Raw genomic sequence first — 17,406 nt, forward strand, 5'->3', positions numbered from 1 at the left:
TACGCCCGTTCGATTAATACGGCGGCGTTTTGTCCGGGTGCAAGAAAATGTACCGCCGATATTGCATTCTAAAATTGTGCGGTTATCATGGCACTCCCGTTGCCGAGATACGCCGATTTACCGGAATTACCCGATTTTTCCTCGCCCATTGGCTTTCAGGTAATTCCTGCCTGGGAAAAGACAAACCCGACAAACCCGACAAACCCGGCCAACCCGGCACGCTTGAGACTGGAGACGCAATGCTGAGTCCACATGAATTTGCCACTTTGATGCTGGTTAAAGAGGCGCCGGACCAGGTCGATTTCAGCCGCGCCGAACTGGACGCGCTGCTCGAACGGCAGCTCGTCTCGCTCGAAGAATTGGCCTGCGGCCAACGTCGCGCCCGCTTGACGAGCGACGGCGACTCCTTTCTCAAGGCGTTCGACCGCTCGCATTGAAAGGCACAGCGTTCGCGCGCGGCGGCGCCGCCCTGACTCGGCGCCACCGCCTTGCTGTACACGAAGTTCGATCAGCTTTCATCGCTCGTGACGTCCATGCATGCCGTGCATCGGCGTTCCGACATCGCCACCCGCCGTCGCCCTGCGCGCCGCTATCGTCAACGGCTCGCGTGGCACCGGCTCTAGAGGAGTTTCATCATGGCTCTACCGGGTCAGGACCAGATCGTTACCGCACAGAAAGCTAATGCCGACGCGTTCTTCGCGTTTGCGAACACGCTCTTCGAAGGCATGGAAAAGCTCGCTGCGCTGAACCTGCAGGCGGCGAAGTCGAATCTCGCCGAAGCGCAAGGCAATGCGCTCAAGGCGGTCGAGTGCTCGGCCAACCCGCAGGAATGGGTCGCGCTGCAAGCCGCGCTCGTCGCGCCGCTCACCGAGAAGGTCATGGCCTACGGCCGCCATGTGTTCGACATCGCGTCGGCCACTCAGGGCTCGCTCGCGCAGATCGCCGAGGGGCAATACGAGCGCTATAACGGACGCTTCCAGGCGTTCGTGGAAGAAGCCGGCAAGAGCGCGCCGGCCGGGTCCGAGGCGGCCATCGCGGCATGGAAGTCGGCCATCGGCACCACCTCCACGCTCTACGACACGCTGCAAAAAGCCAGCAAGCAGGCCATGCAGGTCACCGAAAGCAATCTCGAAGCACTCACCACCGCCGCCTCGAAGGCCGCGCGGCGCAGCGCCGAGCAAGCCGCCGCCGGCACGGCAAAGCGCTAAACGAAGCACGGGCGCTCACGCCCGTGCTGCTGGTTTCGTCCTGCAAAGGCAGGATTCCTTATTTCAAGCTGATTGCATATCGGGGCACCGGCGCCTCGCTCGCGCCGATGCGAATTTCGTATTGACCCAAGGCCGTGCCGCGAGCGCCTGCTCCCGGTGCAGCCGTTTTTGAGGAAAAACCGATGGCAAAGCAGATCGCCGTAGTGACGGGCGGCATGGGCGGTATTGGCGAAGCGATCAGCATCCGGCTTCACGACGCGGGCTACGCCGTGGTCGTCACCTGCTCCCCCAGCAACACCGACGCCTCCGGCTGGCTCGCCCGCATGGAGACGCAAGGCCGACAGTTCCGCGCCTATCCGGTGGACGTGGCCGACTTCGACTCCTGCACGCGCTGCGTCGCGCAGATCCAGAGCGAAGTGGGACCGGTGGACATCCTGATCAACAATGCCGGCATCACCCGGGATGCGAGCTTCAAGAAGCTCGACAAGGTCAACTGGGACGCCGTGCTGCGCACCAACCTGGACTCCGTGTTCAACATGACCAAGCCGGTATGCGACGGCATGGTGGAGCGCGGCTGGGGGCGCATCGTCAACATTTCCTCGATCATCGGCAGCAAGGGCGGCTTCGGGCAGACCAACTATGCGGCCGCGAAGGCCGGCATGCACGGCTTCACGAAGGCACTCGCGCTCGAAGTGGCGAAGAAAGGCGTCACGGTGAACACCGTGTCGCCCGGCTTCATCGCGACGAAGATGGTGATGGCCGTGCCCGAAGAAATCCGCGAAACGAAGATCATCCCGCAGATTCCGGTGGGCAGGTTGGGCGACCCAGACGAAGTCGCGGCGCTCGTCGCCTATCTGTGCTCGCGCGAGGCCGGGTTCGTGACGGGCGCGAACATCGCCATCAACGGCGGGCAGTATCTCCAGTAACGGCGCGTACGCTAAACCGTCTACGGAGGGCTGCAATGAACGAAACGACGGCTATCGTCGTGGGATCGTGCGCGCTCGCCATGGCCGCGATCTTCGTCGCGGGACACTACCGTCTGGAGCAGTGGCGGCGCAAGAAACTGGGGCTCGGGCTGATCGACGTGCGCCGGCATTGGCGACACGGGCGGCATTGAGCGCTGCCGCGTGCCATCGTGAGCGGCCGTCGCGGCGCATCGGGGCACGGACCCGGGCCACGGCCACGGCACGCACGAGCCGCCGCCCTGCCGGTCCGGGGCCACCGTCCGTGGCAAAATCGGGCCGCTGCGCCGGCTGATCGGCGCAGCGAAACCTGAAGGCAATCGTATGGACATCAACAAACAGCTCGCCGCACTCACTACTTCCGAACTGCAAACAGCCGGCGCGAGCCAGGCGACCGCCATCGCGGTCAGCGTGCTGCTCCGGCACCTGCGCTCGCCGGAACTCGCGAAACTCCTCTCGGCCGCGTTCGAAAACCACCAGGCCGTCATGCTGCAGACGCCATGGCCCGACCAGATGCTGCAGTCGTTCGAAGCGACGCGGCGCTTCCTCGAAGGCGCGGCACAGGTCAGTCCCGATACCGGCGAGCGCGGCTAACGGCGCTCCAGCAGCGCGGCAACGGCGGGCACAGCCGATGCCGCTGAATCGACTGAATCGCCTGCCTCGCCTGAATCACATAAGGCACGCGACGCATATGACTCGCGGCGCCAGGGCCACAGCAACGCATCAGCGATGCTCTGTGGCGCCGCGAGCGAATCCAGACCGATCTCGACGAATTCGTCAGGCCGCGGCCGGCGCAGCGTGCCGAACACCATGTCCCACAGCGGCAGCAGGTCGCAGAAATTGCGGTTGTAGTCGGCAGCATGCCGCGAATGGTGCAGCCGGTGATACTGCGGATGGCTCACGACGAGACCGAACCGCCGCGGAGAGAACCGCAGATTCAGGTGCGCCACGTGGTGGTTCACGAGAAACACCATGCCCACCGCCATCCCCACGCTCGTGGGCGCCTTGAATACGATTCCGACAAGCGGATACAGCAGCGCGGTCTTGATGACCGGCTCCAGCCAGAAGTGCCGGTAGCCGAGCGTGACGTCGTAATGCGGCGCGCTGTGATGCAGTTCGTGCATGCGCCACAGCACCGCGAACCGGTGCTGTGCGCGATGAAACAGGTATTCGAGCAGATCCGTCATCAACAGCACGGCAGCAAAGGCTTCGCACCAGCCCACCACGCCCTCGCGGAACGTCACCCATCCGCCGCCGAGCGCCCGCGTAAGCGCCAGGGAAACACCAAGCGCGAACGGTCGCAACAAGGCAAGCGCCGCGAGCATGGCGATCATGTAGCGGACGTTGAACCACGCATGCTTTGCAGAGGCCGCCTGCGCATGCGGAACGCGTGCCTCGATCGCCATTGCGACACCGAGCACGGCGCCTGCCGTCGCCAGCGAAGCGAGGAAATCTGCCGGCAGGGCTGCGAGCCAGTGTGCCGCGTCGGCGGAGAAGCCGTTGCTCATTGTCGTTTTCGTCCCCTTGCGGCGCGCACGATGCGGCGCGTGGCGAATGCCTCGTTGTCTGTCTGAGTGTCGGCAGATGGTGGGGAATCTTGAGCGGGACCGGCCTGCCCTTGCAGAGAAACTGACCCGGTGCGGAACGATGCCGCAGCGTGTGCGGCAGCCGGCGTAGCGGCAAGCCGCACGCGACGGCTAGCACATAGCCGCCACGCCACCACACCGAGGCTTCAGCGGCCGAAGCGGGCGTCGCGGCTGTGAGGCTCCGCCGTCGCCCCGTGGGCGAGCTCGAAATACAGAGGATCGAACGCGAGCACGATGCCGAATACCGACGCCTGCCGGCGTCCGCTCGCGCCCCAGAATTGCACCTGGCCGCGTGCATCCACGAGAATCACCTCGCTGCAGCCGCCCTCGAAATAGGCGGCCACGCGGCGTTCCACGTCGTCGCGCCGGTCGCGATCGAGCAGCACTTCGACGCACAGGTCGGGAACGAACGGCACGGGCGCGTCCCGGTCGAACGTTTCCCATTTCTCGCACGGCATCCAGACGACGTCGGCGATTCGTATGCCATACGAGGGCGTGGTCACCGCAGCCGACATCACGGCGAGATGGCCGATCTGTTCGGTGAGCTGGCAATAGGCGTCCGTGAGCACGATCTGCCGCCGCGCGGACGGCGGGGAATGGATCACCGCTTCACCGGCCTCGTCGACTTCATACCGTTCATGCCCGCTTGGTGCAGTCCAGCCCGCATCCGCACCGAGCCGGTGCCAGGAGGCTAACAGTCCATTGCGGTCCAGAAGAGAAGGCGTACCCATAAGCGTCTCGTCGGGAAGTCACCTAAGCGTATACCCTCTACCCGCCTCTTAACAATTATTAAGTATGTGTGCAGCGCACAATCCAGGGTATGCTCAACGTAGCTTCGAGGCCCTTCAAGCGGGGGTTTTGATGGACGCTTCCGTGCAGCCGGTCTGCATTATGTGCCGCAGAGCCGCCACCCGCATGACTCAAAAATGGGGTCCGAATTCGAAGTCGAAGACGTAGAGACTTCGTTGTGCGGCGCGACAGCCGCCATTTGACGAGCGCACGTTGCGACACGCCGAATCACCGGGGGCTGCCGCCGAAACCGGCCTGGCGGGTTCCCGCGAGGATGGATGGCAACCATGCCGGCCATCTCGGTGCCGTTCCACGGTGTACGGCTGGAACGTGCCGCTCATGCATCACGCGAACACCAAGGCTCGCCGGCGGGCACAGCAGCACAGCATGTCTTGCCACCGTCCGGCGCCACCTACCGGAGGTCCACCATGAAACTCGACGACGCGACTTTTCATCGACTGCGCCGTCTTGCTCCGGTCCTCGACGACATACTGGGCGCGAGGGAAGTCGAGCATGCGGATCAGGCCGTCAACGTGGCGGCGCTTGCGCAACTGTGCGCAGAGATCTTCGACGCGTATCGCGACCAGTACCCGGACGAGACCGCCCAGGCGCGCTGTGACGCGCTCGAATCGCAGTAGAGGATCGAGCGGGCTATTTGCGCACGCCGAAGTCGGCGACGGTCAGCACGACCCGCTCGCCGGGATGCGTGAGCACCTTGCGCTCGGCGACGGCGACGATGCGTTTGCGACCATCGGTAAATGCCTTGAGAACGCGCAATTCGCTGTCGCCCGGCTGTACCCAGAAATGCTGTTCGAGTGCGTCGCGCGTAATGGCGCATTCGATGTCGCGACCTCGACTCGACAGGAAAAAGACCACAGTGCGTCCATCCGGCGAAACGCCGGGTTCACGTTCAAGGGTTTCCACGATGAGAACTCGCCAGAATTTTTTTTGGCCGACCTGCGCCCCGACCCGCACCCCGCCTGCACCTCACCTGCACCTCACCTGCACCATATCGTACAGGCGAGACAACCTCATTCTCAAGCAAAACCAGCTGGCCGCGCGACGTTGCACGCGGCGTGCATATCGCCCGCACAACCGCGCAGGGCAAGCGGTTCGAGCAAGCGGTAAAAGTGCCGTCATGCCCTCACTGCGCGCACGGCAAACAAGGTAAAGACGATCGTCCGGCCACGCGTCTCAAGTCCCATTCGAAACTTCCCCGGCACCTTGTCGTATTCGCGATTGCGTATTCATCAGCCTAAATAACCGGCGGCGCATGCCGTATACATCGGTTAAAGCGTGCACAGAATATGGACAAACAGAGGGCGACCGCTGAATCGGGAGCAGGCATGCTGCATGAACTCCGGCGAGTCGCCGATGCGCAATACGATTTCGCAGACGTCGCCGCGGCCACTGCGCCACTCGCGCCGCCCGACGCTGCGGACGATGCGCGGTCCGCTGCCGCGTCTTTGCCGCCCGCACGGGACACACGCCTCGGCGCATTCGCGCTGGCCGCCGTACTCGTCTTTCTGATTTGCCTCGGCAGCGGCGCAGCAAGGGCCATGTCGGGCGAAGTGCTGCCGATCTGGGTGGCCAACGGCGTACTGCTCGCGCAGGCGCTCGCGGCTCGCGAACCGTGCCGGCTCCATGTGCTGCTGGGCGGCGCGCTGGGTTTTCTCGGCGCCAACCTGGCGCGGGGCGACTCCCTCTACGTGTCTTCTTCGTTCATGGCGGCCGATATCGTCGAGGTCGTCATCGCACTGCTCTTCGCACCGCGCGTTGCGTGCACCGCCGAACTGGCGCGGCCGCGTCGCTGCCTGCGCTTCGTGGCAGGCGCCGTCGCGCTCGCGCCGGTCGCATCCGGGGCCGTTGCGGTGTCGCTGCTTCACGCGCGGTTCGGCGCCCATCCGTTCTCCTCGTTTCGCGACTGGGTCGTCGCCGACGCCCTCGGGATGACGATCTTCACACCCGCGGCGCTTGTGTTCTTCTCCGGCGAATTGCGCGCGCTCTGGCGCTCGGAACGGCGCAATCGCACGCTTGCGTTGCTCGCGTTGCTCGCCGTGGTTGCGCTTGCCGTCTTTAGTCAGGGCACCTGGCGCCTCACGTACTGGGCGCTGCCGCCCGTGGCCGTGCTCGCATTCGAGGCCGAACTCGCCGCGGTGTTCGTCGGCGTGCTGCTGTTGATTGCGATTGCGATGGCTTTCACGATCCACGGCCAGGGCGCGCTGTGGATCGAGCCTCATCACGAGTCGAATCACGCCCGCATCCTCGCGCTGCAGCTCTTCGTGCTCGCGGCCCTGGGTATCGCGTTTCCTATCAACGCACTCCAGGCGCAACGCCGCAAGCTGCTCGATCTGCTGCGTGAAAGCGAACAGCGCTACCGCGCGCTGGCCGAAAACGCCGACGACGTAGTCATGCAACTCTCGCTGAACGGCACCGTGACCTACGTATCGCCGCGCGTTCAGTCGAAGCTCGGCTACCTGCCGGCTGCGCTCATGGGCACAGGCGTGCTCGGCCTCGTTCATCCGGCGGACCGCCCCGCTGTGGAGTCCGCAATCGAAGCCGTGCAGTGCGACCGCGGCGAAGTCGCGATCCGCTACCGCGCGCGGCACGCCAATGGCTCGCATATCTGGATGCAGAGCCTGCTTTCGCCGGCGTTCACGCCCCCGCACCGCCCGTTCGACGCGCTCGCGTTCACCATGCGCGACATCAACGCCAGCACACTCGAAGACCAGCGGCGCGATGCCGAGCAGATCGAGCTCAAACGTCTTGCCTATGTCGACGGCCTCTCGGGGCTCTATAACCGGCGCCACTTCGACATCGAGCTCAAGCGCAGCCTGCTTTCGGCCGACGCGGCGAATGCGAGTGCGGGCGTCGTGCTACTGCTCGTCGACATCGACGAGTTCAAGGCCTACAACGACGCCTACGGCCATCAGGCCGGAGACGACTGCCTGCGGGCCGTGGCGAGCGCCATTGCAGCCGCAGTGCCGCACACCGGTATGGCGGCGCGTTACGGCGGCGAAGAGTTCGCGATCATCCTCGGTGAAAGCGATCCTGATGACGCTCTCGAGACGGCCGAACGCATTCGCTGCGGCGTCGAGCTGCAGCGCATTCCGCACGCGGCGAGCAACCGGCAAACGGTGACGGTGAGTGTCGGCGTGGCGGCCGCAAGGGGCGGCGCAGAGGTCACCGTCCGCATGCTGGTGGGCGCAGCCGATGCGGCGCTGTATCGGGCGAAGCGCCTCGGCAGAAACCGCATTGCCAGTCAGGGATGGCTGACGGCCGAGGTTTGAGTGCACTGATGCGATAGCGGCTAAAGGTTCGGACCGCCCTGCGGCCCGCTGTGGGGATGTTGTGCTGTGCCGGGACTCGGGTACGCCAGGTACGCCAGGTACGCCAGGACTTGCGCCGTTGCACCCGGCTTCGATCAATTGCCCAAATTAGCCGCCATACCTTGCCCCTTTCGACCAATTGGATTGCGTGCGCAGCGCCTACACTGTTTTCCATGGAGCGCGACATCGGCTCCATCCCCGGCTCCCCTCCGGTGGTGTTGTGAACCAGTACCGTTGATATCAGTTGCAGCACGTGCAGTCTTGAAGTTGCAGTAACACGCAGTGAGTTTGTGCAGTGGCTTCTCGTTGGAGTGAGTTTGTGCAGTGGCAGTTCGTTGTGGTGGATTTGCGTAGCGGTAGTTCGTTGTTGTGAGTTTGCGTAGTCGCGGTTCGTTGTGATGGGTTGTTGTCCGTGGGGTGCGGTTCGTTGTGGCGGTTCGTTGTGGCGGTTTGTTGTGGCGGTTTGTTGTGGCGGTTTGTTGTGGCGGTTTGTTGTGGCGGTTTGTTGTGGCAGTCCGTTTCACGTATTTGACGCTGTTGTTGCACGAAGCAGTTGCAGTCTGTAGTACCGGTTGTAGCAAGCAAGGCAGCACGCAGTTCAGCATGTAGTTGAGTACGCAGTTCGGGCCGCTCGAATCCGCAAGGACGCGAGCGGCCGTATCCATTCGTGCATCCTGCACCGGGCGCCAATCGCGGCACCCTCCCCTCGCGCTCTATAATCGCGGTCGAACCAGACTGGGGAGTTCGATCCGTGAGGACCATCATCGCCGCCGCGCTCGCGGCATCCATTGCATTCGCGCTTGCCGGCTGCATGTCGTCGGCCGACAAGGACACGCAGCGCGAGCGCGATTTCAATCGCACCGAAGATGCGCTGGAAGCGGCGCAACGGGCCGCAACGGTCTCATGCCGCGACGCATCGCAGTGCGACAAGGCCTGGGCGCTGACGCGCGACTACATCGCACAGCGCTCGGCCACGTCAATCGTCAGCACCAGCAGCGAAACCATCGATACCGACGTGCCCGGCGGATCGGGCAAGGCCACCTTTTCCGCGACGCGCGTGCCGCATAGTGGCGGCGCCACCATCACGCTCTACGCGCAATGCCGCGGCATGTACGGCCCGAACCGCGCCATGGGCTCCGACTACGACGATTGCGCCAGAAAGATCGTCGCCACGCAGAACGGGTTCCCGCGGTTCCTCAGCGAGCGCATCGCAGCCGGCTCGAAGTAACAACATGCGCGGCGTTGCAGCGGCATAGCTACCGTTTACGCCGATAGCGAAGCGCGCGGCGCGGTGTCTAACCCGGAAGCAGCGTACCCGCCGCAGCGATCGCCATGATGCCGGCCACCGCCCAGCCAGCGGTCTTGAGCCATCCCGTCACCGCAAACTCGCGCATCACGCGGGTGTTCGTGCCCATCAGCATCACCACGATCACGACCGGCACGGCAGCGACACCGTTGATCACGGCGCTCCAGTAGAGCGCCTTCACCGGATCGAAGTGGAAGAAGGTCATGGCGGCGCCGCCCAGAATCGCGACCGCAATCACCGCGTAGAACTCGCGCGCGAGCACGAGGCGCAGCGCAAGGCTGCTGCGCCAGCGGAACACGCCGGCCATCCCGTACGCAGCCGACCCGGCGAGCACCGGAAGCGCAAGCAGCCCCGTGCCCAGAATGCCCAGCGCAAAAACGTGCGACGCCCATTTGCCGGCGATCGGTGCAAGCGCGCGAGCAGCGTCGGCCGATGTCTTGATCTCGACGTGATGGCTGTGCAGGGTGGACGCCGCCGTGAGCATGATGAAGAACGCGATACCGTTCGAGACGGCCATGCCGGTCCAGGTGTCCGCGCTGATCCTCGCAAACTGGGCGGCGGCCTGTTGCGGCACGTGCTTGAGTGGCGCGTCGCCCGGGGCCGCACGCATCTCCTCGACCTCCTGCGACGCCTGCCAGAAGAACAGATACGGGCTGATCGTCGTGCCGAATACGGCGACCACGGCGGTCAGGTAATCCGCGGAGAGCGTTGCCTGCGGATGGACGATGGCCACCGCCACCTCGCGCCAATCGATAGGCACGACGAGTGCCACGGCAACGTACGAGAAGAGCACCAGCGTGAGCCACTTGAGTATCTGCGCATACCGCTCGTAGGGCACGAAAACCTGCAGCACGACGGAAACCACGCCGATCACGACCACATAGAGCTGCTGCGGACCGCCCGTCACCAGACGCACCGACGTTCCCATCGCCGCGAGGTCCGCCGCGATGTTGATCGTGTTCGCCGCCACGAGCAGCAACACGAGAAGCACCGCGACCCAGCGCGGCGTGAACTGCCGGATGTTCGATGCGAGCCCCCTGCCGGTCACCCGCCCGATCCGTGCACTGATCATCTGGATTGCCACCATCAGCGGATAGGTGAGCAGCACGGTCCATAGCAGACTGAAGCCAAATTGCGCACCCGCCTGCGTGTAGGTGCCGATACCGCTCGGGTCGTCGTCCGCCGCCCCGGTGATCAGGCCGGGGCCCAGCCTCTTCAGCCAGAACGGGTTCGCCGTGTCGGCGGTTTCTGGTTCGCGCACGTTGTCCATCGTTGGGTCCCGAGCACAGTGTGGCGTGATCCTCGCAATGCGTGTTCCCGTGAAGGGCGCTCGGTGCAGTCATTCGCCACGCTTGCGTCGGAGAACGGACAGCATGGGGCCGCGGCGCACATTATTGTGTTGTCCAATGCAATTCCCCGAGGCGTGATCGAGCCGCGCGGAACTGCATGACGCACCGCACCTCGGCACATATTGCGTACGCATAACTTACTATCGGTTACAAAGCCTGAGCGTCCCAGCGACGCAAAAACGAAGGGCGCCAGCGGCGCCCTTCGTTTTTCTGCCTTACTTCTCTAGCAGTTGCCCTTCTTGGCCTGCCCCGGTGGACAGAATCCGTTACCTGGGCCGCCTTGCGGGTGAACGACTACGCCGGGTGCGTCCGGCACGTACACCGCGCAACCTGCCAACATGCCCGTCGCCACGGCGGCGACTGCGATGAGTTTTTTCATGGAATCCCCGCGAGGAGGGGCATGCCCCTCCGTTACGCCTTGTTTGTCAGAAAGTGAAGTTGATGCCTGATTGACTGCCGCTCGTGATGCTGACCGCCGTGGACTGCGTCGCGCCCGACGCCGCATCGGCCTCTATCGTGTACTGACCGGCCGACGACGCAGCCGCAGCGAACGCGACCGGCAGCGTGCCCGTATAGGCCGCCACCATCGGGGCCGCGACCGGCAAGCTCGTCGTATAGGCGCCCGTATCGAGATTGGCGTTGGCCGATGCAATCTCATAGGTGCCCGACGACGTTTTCTGCAGCGCACGCAGGCTCGCATCCGCGGATGCCGTCACTGTGCCGCTCACCGTATTCATCGTAGAGGCCGGCAACGTGACGGGCGCCGACGAAGTCGACACGTGCGTCGTTGCCCCGACCACGACCGGTACCGACGTGATGATGCCCGTCGTCTCGTTGGGCTGCGCAATGACGATGTCGTAATTGCCGTTCGTGGAGCTCTGCACGAGCGTGGAGAAAACGAAATGCCCCGTGCTGTCCGCAACCGTTCCGCTGATCATCTTGCCGCTCTGCTCCGCGTACACCGTGGCGCCCGCCTCGGCCGGCGCGACATAGCCATCGATGATGCCGGCCACGTTGGTGGGCGTCGCCGTAATCACGGGCTTCAGCGTGTAGGAACCGTTGCCCTGTTGGACGACCGACTTGCAGGCGTTGAAGTCGAGAACGAGATCGACCGTCGCGTTCGCGGCCACGTCAAACGGCCGGATGATCTTGAGGCCGCTCTGCGTCGCACTCGGCGTGGCCAGCGGTTGTTCGTTGGTCGTGCCTGAAACCACGACCGAATTGGCCACCGTATTACCCTGGTTCTGGGTCAGCACGAGGCGCACCTGCTGGTATTGCCCGGCAGGAAGCGACGCCTGCCCAAGTGTGGCCATCGTCCCGTTGGTGAGCGAGAGAAGATCGATCTTCTCCGGAGTGGCAAGCGTAATGTTGGTCCATCCGCTGTCGTTGTCGCCCGCGCTCGAACTCGCATTGATACGCACCTGGCTGACCGTCACATAGACGTGATCGAAGCCGCACGAAGGCGCATCGGTCATCTGAACGTTGACGGTACCGGTCGGCGTGCCACCTCCCCCTCCACCCCCTCCGCCGCACGCGGCTAATGCCGCCGATGCAAAAGCAGCAGCAAGCAGTGTCTTCCTCCAGTCATTCATGGCAACACCTGTTGTTTTGTGAGTGGTGCCGGAAGAATACGTTGCCGCGAAAGCCGCAACTTTTGCACTTTGAAACAAAGCGTAACTTGTTGGAATGGCGGCGAAGTTGGGGTTGCGCAAAGGTCGCCTGGGTCGCTTCTTGGGCCGCTTAGTGAGGCTAGCCCAATTTCCGTCCCGGTCTTAATTGGAAAATTCCGGCCGCTGCACGCCCTTCCCCTGCGCCATAGCGAAATAACGCTGCGCCAATGCAACCCAATACCGGACGCCTACGGGAATGATGTCATCGTTGAAATCGTATTTCGGGTGATGCAGGCCGGGCGCAGCCATTCCCGTCGGGGCATTACCGATCAGCACGTACGCGCCGGGCCGCTCTTCCAGCATGAAACCGAAGTCTTCGGAGGTCATGTTCGGCGGGACGTCGCTATCAAGACAGGCCTCTCCAAACGTCTGCCGAATCACCGCTTCGCACAACGCCGTCTCGTTCGGCGTGTTGATCGTCGCGGGATAGTACTGAAAAAAAGTAGCCTCGACCTGCGCGCCATAGGCCGAAGCCAGCCCTTCGCACATGCGCTCGATGTCTCGCTGCAATTGCTGCTGCAGCCCCGACGACAACGTGCGGATCGTACCCCGCAGCTCGGCACTGTCCGGAATGACGTTGTCCGTATCGCCCGCATGGAACATGCAGACGGAAATAACAGCAGGATCCGCAGGGTCCTTGTGCCGCGCGGCAATGGTCTGGCACTGCAGCACCATCGAGCAGGCGAGCGGGATGGGATCAAGGCCCAGATGCGGCTGCGCCGCATGCGCCCCCTTGCCCGTTATCGTGATCCTGAATCTGGAGCCGGCAGCCATGATGGGACCCGTGCGCAAACCGAAATGTCCCGCCGGCAAACCGGGCCAGTTGTGCATGCCAAACACCGCTTGCGTTGGGCATTGTTCGAATAACCCGTCATCGATCATCTTGCGCGCGCCGGCCCCGCCCTCTTCGCCCGGCTGGAACACGAAGTGAACGGTGCCAGGCAACTGCGGCAGTTCCTTCAGGATGCGCGCCGCACCCAGCAGCATCACTGTGTGCCCATCGTGCCCGCAAGCATGCATGACGCCATCCGCGCACGATGCATGCGAGAAATCGTTGGCCTCCCGTATCGGCAATGCATCCAGATCGGCGCGCAGCACGATTCCCCACTCGGCCGACGCGCCAGGCAGGCTCGCGACCACACCGGTACCGCCCAGCCCGCGCGACACGGCATAGCCCAAGGCTTCGAGCTCGCGGGCAACCACGTCGGCGGTTCGGTGCTCTTCGAATCGCAACTCGGGATGGGCATGCAGGTCACGTCGCAATTTCGCCCAGTGCGCGTGATGCGTTTTCAACGAAGTCTCGGGAATCACGGAGGGTTCCAATCTCGGCACCATCTCGGCACCTTTAGCAAGCAAATGACTTCAATTCTGTACTGTGATCGCGCGAGGCGTGGGCGCCGCTTTAATCGTAGAACCCGACGATCGACTTCACCTCCATGTACTCCTCCATACCTTCGATCCCATACTCGCGACCGTTCCCCGATTGCTTGTAGCCGCCAAACGGCGCCTGCGGGTCCCATGCCGGATAGTTCAGATGCACCTGGCCCGACTGGATGCGCGCAGCCACCGAACGCACGAGTGCCTTGTCCGTGCCTTGCACATGCGCGCCGAGCCCGTACACCGTGTCGTTCGCGATGGCGATCGCTTCTTCGACGGTATCGTAAGGAAGGATGGCGAGTACAGGACCAAATATCTCCTGCTGGGCGATGGTCATATCGGTGCGCACGTCGGAAAAGATCGTGGGCTGCGCATACAAGCCTCGGCCGAATCCTGCGGGTCTTCCGGGGCCGCCCGTAATCAGCGTCGCTTCTTCGTCGATACCCGCTTCGATCATCTGGCGCACGCGGTCAAACTGCGCGCGATTGGCCAGCGGTCCGTGCGTGGTCGCCTCGACGAACGGGTCGCCGACAATCATCTGCCGTGTGGCTGCGACGGCCAGTTCCTCGACGCGCTTCAGCGCGCCGCGCGGCACGATGAGCCGCGTGGGTGCGCTGCACGACTGGCCCATGTTGCGGAACGCGGCGGCAACGCCAGGCGCGATGGCGCGCGACAGATCGGTATCGGGCAGCACAACGTTCGGCGACTTGCCGCCGAGCTCCTGCGCCACGCGCTTGATGGTGGGTGCCGCCGCTTGCGCAACCAGCACACCAGCACGTGTCGAACCGGTGATCGAAACCATGTCGACCTTCGGATGAGACGAAAGCGATGTGCCCACTACCGCGCCCGTTCCGTTCACCACATTGAATACGCCCGCGGGAACGCCCGCGTCCGCAATCACCTCTGCAAAGAGCAGGGCGCTGAGCGGCGAGAGTTCACTGGGTTTCAGGACCACGGTGCACCCCGCCGCGAGCGCCGGGCCCACTTTCGCTGTGATCTGATAAATGGGCCAGTTCCATGGCGTAATCAGCGCACACACGCCGATGGGCTCGCGCACGATCGCGGTCGTTCCTCGCTGCGTTCGGAACGGGTAATTTGCCAGATTGTCGCGCGCGACCCGAATGTGTTCGGCCGCAAATGGTACGTGCGCGCCACGGGCATAACTGATCGGCGCGCCCATTTCCGTGGCCAGTGCCGTGGCAAACAACTCCGCACGTTCGAGTACCAAGGCATGAACGCGGTCGAGCAAGGCCGCACGCTGTTGCGGCGACGTTACGGACCACGAAGCGAAGGCCCTGCGCGCGGCGCGTACTGCCCGGTCCACATCGCGTTCGTTTCCAGCAGCGAGCTCGCAGACCGTGTCTTCGGTAGACGGGCAAACCACGGCGATTCGGTCGGTGCCGTCGGGCACCGTCCATTCCCCGTCGATGTAGAACCGATCCAGCCTTCCAGCTTGCATCAGGTGACGAACAGGTGAATTCATTGCAATGTGTCCTTGAGCCGGTACCAGGCACCCACCAGCGGTAAAAACCATGGCTTGCCGAAATGACCGGGAATAGCAGGCCAGGCGAAGTCGTTCCACGGATTGAGGTCGGCGCGCCCATCCATGATTTCCGCCATGAGCGTACCCATCAGCGTGGCCATGTGCGTACCGTGGCCGCTGTATCCCATCGAATAGTAGATGCCGTCTTTCTGCCCCGCGCGCGGCAGGCGGTCGGCCGTCATATCGACCATGCCGCCCCAGCAATAGTCCACGCGCACGTTTGCCAGTTCCGGAAACACCGTGGCCATTTGAGCGCGCAAAATCAGTCCGCTCTTTTCGTCGGACGCAGGGTTCGACGTCGCGAAACGCGCGCGACCACCAAACAGCATCCGGTTGTCGGGCGTGACACGAAAAAAGTTGACGAAGTTTTTGGTATCGGTCGCCATCCGGCGAGTTGGCAGCAACCGGTCGAGCAGCTCTTGCGACAACGGCTCGGTGACGATGATGAAAGCGCCGACCGGCACGATCCTGCGCCGAATCCAGCCGAATGGTCCCACCTGCGAGATGCCGCTTGCGAGCAACACCTGTGACGCGCGGATCGTTCCATGCGGCGTTCGCGCCACGTATGCGCCGCGAGCTTCGCGCTGCAAACCTAGCACCGGCGCGTGTTCAAGGATGTGTGCGCCACGTGCCTGCGCAGCCTTCGCGAGACCGCGAACATAACGCCCCACGTGCATCCCCGCGCTCTTCTCCAGGATCAATCCGCCGTGATACCGGTTCGAACCGATCTCGCTACGAAGCTCGGCCTTCGTCACGACGCGCGTATCCGGGTCGACGCCCGCGGCGAGCAATGCCTGACTTCGCACCAGCTTGTCGTAATGCTCGGGCTTCGCTGCGAGCTTGAGTTTTCCTCTGCGCACGAAATCGCAATCGATCGACTCTTCCCGAACCAGCCGCTCGACCGTATCGACACCGGCGTCGAACGCGCGATACAACCGGTTGGCCAGTTCGGTGCCAATGCGCTGCGAGAGCGACGCGTAGTCCTGCGCAAAGCCGTTGTTGCACATGCCGCCATTGCGGCCCGACGCAGCCTGTCCCACGGTTCCTGCTTCACACACAATGACGCGCGCACCTTTCTTTGCCAGCGCCAGTGCAGCTGCCGAGCCCGTGATTCCACCGCCCACCACGACGACGTCGCATTCTCCACCGGCGATCTCGGGCGTGCTGCCGGCGAAGGGCTCGGAGGTATCCAGCCAGTAAGAACCCAGATGCATCACACACTCCAAAGCAGGCGCATTGGTGCTCAAACCCCGAACCATGCGCACGGGCAACAAAAGCGGTGCTTAAAAGTCGGCGGCAAATTCGTGGCTTCGGAGCCGCCGTTCGCAGCGCAAACCTAAAGCATGGCCTGACTCACCAGCGCATACAGCCGGCAGACCGGGTCGGGCGCTCCACGGTGTTCAGTGGCAGACGCGTTCAGAACCATCTTCGGACAGGTGTCCACTCGCTTCAATCCCTGCTCGCTTAGCCAGCCGGTCAAACCTGTTTCAACAGGGACGTCGATGCGAATGAACTCGCCCTCGCGTGCGGTCAGCCAATGGCCGATCAACGCCTTTGCGCGTGCATCGTCTTGTGAACGCAGCGCAACCACAGGGCCGATCACATGCCCCCGGCCAAAACGGCGCAGCACCGAGAATCCGACGATCTCGCCATCGCGTTCAAGCAACACGCTTTCGCCGCGCTGGAGCAATGCCATCAAGAGCGAACGACGCTCCAGACCGCACGCGCGCGAGGCCAGTTCGACGAGGTAAGGGAAGTCGGCAGAAGTCCCCGCACGCAGCCGCTCGCCATCCAGCAACGCGACTGGAACAGCCTTGTCGACGCTCCCCTGACATTGATCCAACCATCCGCACTCGCTGAAGCCAAGCTTTTCGTAGAGGGGGCGACCAGCCAGCGTCGCATGGAGGAAGGTGACGCGCGGCCCCAACTCGTCGAGCACCGCCTTCATCAGCTCGCGGCCGACGCCCCGGCCCTGGTGCCGGGACGACACGATCACGTGCCCGAGAGAGGCCCGGTCCGCGCCGAACTTCCAGCACATCGCCGTGCCAATGACGACACCCTTTTCTTCAGCAACGAATCCCGTCGAAGTCTCAGCGGAGAATTGCCAGTCTTCCTGCCTGTATGGCCAGGCAAGCGCCATGGAAAGCGCGTGGGCCGCGGGCACATCGGCCGGGGTAAACGTTCGATACCGAATACCCGCCGTGGAAGACGGAACGCTCGCAATGGATTCCCGTTTCATTTGATCTGTCCTGCCAAATATATTCGTTCCGTCACGAATCGAACCGCC

The 17,406-nt window shown here is 63.6% G+C and carries 17 protein-coding genes; 8 read left to right on the plus strand and 9 right to left on the minus strand.

All coding sequences use genetic code 11. The annotated features are described in order from the left end of the window. The first annotated feature begins 239 nt into the window (after positions 1-239). The 5 genes from PKKP23_RS34895 (at position 240) to PKKP23_RS03740 (ending at position 2,764) form a co-directional block, all read left to right on the plus strand. Positions 240-437, plus strand: coding sequence for a hypothetical protein (locus tag PKKP23_RS34895; protein WP_026122052.1), 198 nt, complete (start codon positions 240-242; stop codon positions 435-437). Positions 438-635: 198 nt separating this feature from the next. After that, positions 636-1,208: a TIGR01841 family phasin gene (gene phaP, locus PKKP23_RS03730; protein WP_017777849.1), complete on the plus strand. Its 573-nt coding sequence runs from the start codon at positions 636-638 to the stop codon at positions 1,206-1,208. 182 nt (positions 1,209-1,390) lie between these two features. After that, positions 1,391-2,134, plus strand: coding sequence for an acetoacetyl-CoA reductase (phbB, locus tag PKKP23_RS03735; RefSeq protein ID WP_126875826.1), 744 nt, complete (start codon positions 1,391-1,393; stop codon positions 2,132-2,134). Positions 2,135-2,169: 35 nt separating this feature from the next. Further along, a complete protein-coding gene (locus PKKP23_RS34000; protein ID WP_017777846.1) occupies positions 2,170-2,325 on the plus strand; it encodes a hypothetical protein in 156 nt (51 codons plus the stop codon). A 169-nt stretch (positions 2,326-2,494) separates the two neighbouring features. Further along, positions 2,495-2,764: a hypothetical protein gene (locus PKKP23_RS03740; protein WP_017777845.1), complete on the plus strand. Its 270-nt coding sequence runs from the start codon at positions 2,495-2,497 to the stop codon at positions 2,762-2,764. On the opposite strand, the gene PKKP23_RS03745 is transcribed toward PKKP23_RS03740, so the two are convergent. Further along, positions 2,761-3,678, minus strand: coding sequence for a sterol desaturase family protein (locus PKKP23_RS03745; protein ID WP_126875827.1), 918 nt, complete (start codon positions 3,676-3,678; stop codon positions 2,761-2,763). The genes PKKP23_RS03740 and PKKP23_RS03745 overlap by 4 nt on opposite strands. A gap of 224 nt (positions 3,679-3,902) precedes the next feature. Beyond that, positions 3,903-4,487, minus strand: a complete 585-nt coding sequence (locus tag PKKP23_RS03750) for a Uma2 family endonuclease (RefSeq protein ID WP_081601942.1) — start codon at positions 4,485-4,487, stop codon at positions 3,903-3,905. Between the two features lie 486 nt (positions 4,488-4,973). On the opposite strand from PKKP23_RS03750, the gene PKKP23_RS03755 reads away from it, so the two are divergent. Continuing rightward, the gene (locus PKKP23_RS03755) at positions 4,974-5,183 is read left to right on the plus strand and encodes a hypothetical protein (RefSeq protein ID WP_017777842.1); all 210 of its coding nucleotides are present in this window, start codon (positions 4,974-4,976) and stop codon (positions 5,181-5,183) included. A gap of 13 nt (positions 5,184-5,196) precedes the next feature. Here PKKP23_RS03755 and PKKP23_RS03760 read toward each other — a convergent pair whose 3' ends face one another. Beyond that, positions 5,197-5,469, minus strand: a complete 273-nt coding sequence (locus tag PKKP23_RS03760) for a DUF1488 family protein (RefSeq protein ID WP_026122051.1) — start codon at positions 5,467-5,469, stop codon at positions 5,197-5,199. A 422-nt stretch (positions 5,470-5,891) separates the two neighbouring features. Here PKKP23_RS03760 and PKKP23_RS03765 point away from each other — a divergent pair, with 422 nt between their 5' ends. After that, complete coding sequence (locus PKKP23_RS03765; protein WP_161978066.1) at positions 5,892-7,835, plus strand: diguanylate cyclase; 1,944 nt, start codon at positions 5,892-5,894, stop codon at positions 7,833-7,835. A 790-nt stretch (positions 7,836-8,625) separates the two neighbouring features. Next, a complete protein-coding gene (locus PKKP23_RS03770; protein ID WP_017777839.1) occupies positions 8,626-9,102 on the plus strand; it encodes a hypothetical protein in 477 nt (158 codons plus the stop codon). A gap of 67 nt (positions 9,103-9,169) precedes the next feature. Here the strand turns inward: PKKP23_RS03770 and PKKP23_RS03775 are convergent, their stop codons facing one another. The 6 genes from PKKP23_RS03775 to PKKP23_RS03805 form a co-directional block, all read right to left on the minus strand. Continuing rightward, entirely contained in the window at positions 9,170-10,450 is a 1,281-nt protein-coding gene (locus tag PKKP23_RS03775) for an NRAMP family divalent metal transporter (protein WP_126875829.1), read from the minus strand. 504 nt (positions 10,451-10,954) lie between these two features. After that, positions 10,955-12,121: a DUF4382 domain-containing protein gene (locus tag PKKP23_RS03785; protein WP_126875831.1), complete on the minus strand. Its 1,167-nt coding sequence runs from the start codon at positions 12,119-12,121 to the stop codon at positions 10,955-10,957. Between the two features lie 180 nt (positions 12,122-12,301). Beyond that, positions 12,302-13,522 carry a M20 aminoacylase family protein gene (locus PKKP23_RS03790; RefSeq protein ID WP_126875832.1) on the minus strand — a complete coding sequence of 407 codons (1,221 nt, stop codon included), beginning with the start codon at positions 13,520-13,522 and terminating at the stop codon, positions 12,302-12,304. Between the two features lie 79 nt (positions 13,523-13,601). Continuing rightward, positions 13,602-15,059, minus strand: coding sequence for an aldehyde dehydrogenase family protein (locus PKKP23_RS03795; protein WP_126875833.1), 1,458 nt, complete (start codon positions 15,057-15,059; stop codon positions 13,602-13,604). Beyond that, on the minus strand, positions 15,056-16,333 hold the full coding sequence (locus PKKP23_RS03800) for an NAD(P)/FAD-dependent oxidoreductase (protein WP_126875834.1): 1,278 nt from the start codon (positions 16,331-16,333) through the stop codon (positions 15,056-15,058). Before PKKP23_RS03800 ends, PKKP23_RS03795 begins: the two co-directional genes overlap by 4 nt. Positions 16,334-16,455: 122 nt before the next feature. Then, positions 16,456-17,358 (minus strand): GNAT family N-acetyltransferase, encoded by a 903-nt coding sequence (locus tag PKKP23_RS03805; RefSeq protein WP_126875835.1) that lies wholly within the window; start codon positions 17,356-17,358, stop codon positions 16,456-16,458. Positions 17,359-17,406 lie beyond the last annotated feature (48 nt).

Origin of the sequence: Paraburkholderia kururiensis JCM 10599 = LMG 19447 (assembly GCF_003986935.1) — a bacterium.
GTDB classification, from domain to species: domain Bacteria; phylum Pseudomonadota; class Gammaproteobacteria; order Burkholderiales; family Burkholderiaceae; genus Paraburkholderia; species Paraburkholderia kururiensis.

Coding starts and splice junctions, on each gene's coding strand:
- PKKP23_RS03745 (WP_126875827.1), bottom strand. CDS start 3,678: ATGAGCAACGGCTTCTCCGCCGACGCGGCACACTGGCTCGCAGCCCTG.
- phbB (WP_126875826.1), top strand. CDS start 1,391: ATGGCAAAGCAGATCGCCGTAGTGACGGGCGGCATGGGCGGTATTGGC.
- PKKP23_RS03795 (WP_126875833.1), bottom strand. CDS start 15,059: ATGAATTCACCTGTTCGTCACCTGATGCAAGCTGGAAGGCTGGATCGG.
- PKKP23_RS03740 (WP_017777845.1), top strand. CDS start 2,495: ATGGACATCAACAAACAGCTCGCCGCACTCACTACTTCCGAACTGCAA.
- PKKP23_RS34895 (WP_026122052.1), top strand. CDS start 240: ATGCTGAGTCCACATGAATTTGCCACTTTGATGCTGGTTAAAGAGGCG.
- PKKP23_RS03785 (WP_126875831.1), bottom strand. CDS start 12,121: ATGAATGACTGGAGGAAGACACTGCTTGCTGCTGCTTTTGCATCGGCG.
- phaP (WP_017777849.1), top strand. CDS start 636: ATGGCTCTACCGGGTCAGGACCAGATCGTTACCGCACAGAAAGCTAAT.
- PKKP23_RS34000 (WP_017777846.1), top strand. CDS start 2,170: ATGAACGAAACGACGGCTATCGTCGTGGGATCGTGCGCGCTCGCCATG.
- PKKP23_RS03750 (WP_081601942.1), bottom strand. CDS start 4,487: ATGGGTACGCCTTCTCTTCTGGACCGCAATGGACTGTTAGCCTCCTGG.
- PKKP23_RS03755 (WP_017777842.1), top strand. CDS start 4,974: ATGAAACTCGACGACGCGACTTTTCATCGACTGCGCCGTCTTGCTCCG.
- PKKP23_RS03775 (WP_126875829.1), bottom strand. CDS start 10,450: ATGGACAACGTGCGCGAACCAGAAACCGCCGACACGGCGAACCCGTTC.
- PKKP23_RS03800 (WP_126875834.1), bottom strand. CDS start 16,333: ATGCATCTGGGTTCTTACTGGCTGGATACCTCCGAGCCCTTCGCCGGC.
- PKKP23_RS03805 (WP_126875835.1), bottom strand. CDS start 17,358: ATGAAACGGGAATCCATTGCGAGCGTTCCGTCTTCCACGGCGGGTATT.
- PKKP23_RS03765 (WP_161978066.1), top strand. CDS start 5,892: ATGCTGCATGAACTCCGGCGAGTCGCCGATGCGCAATACGATTTCGCA.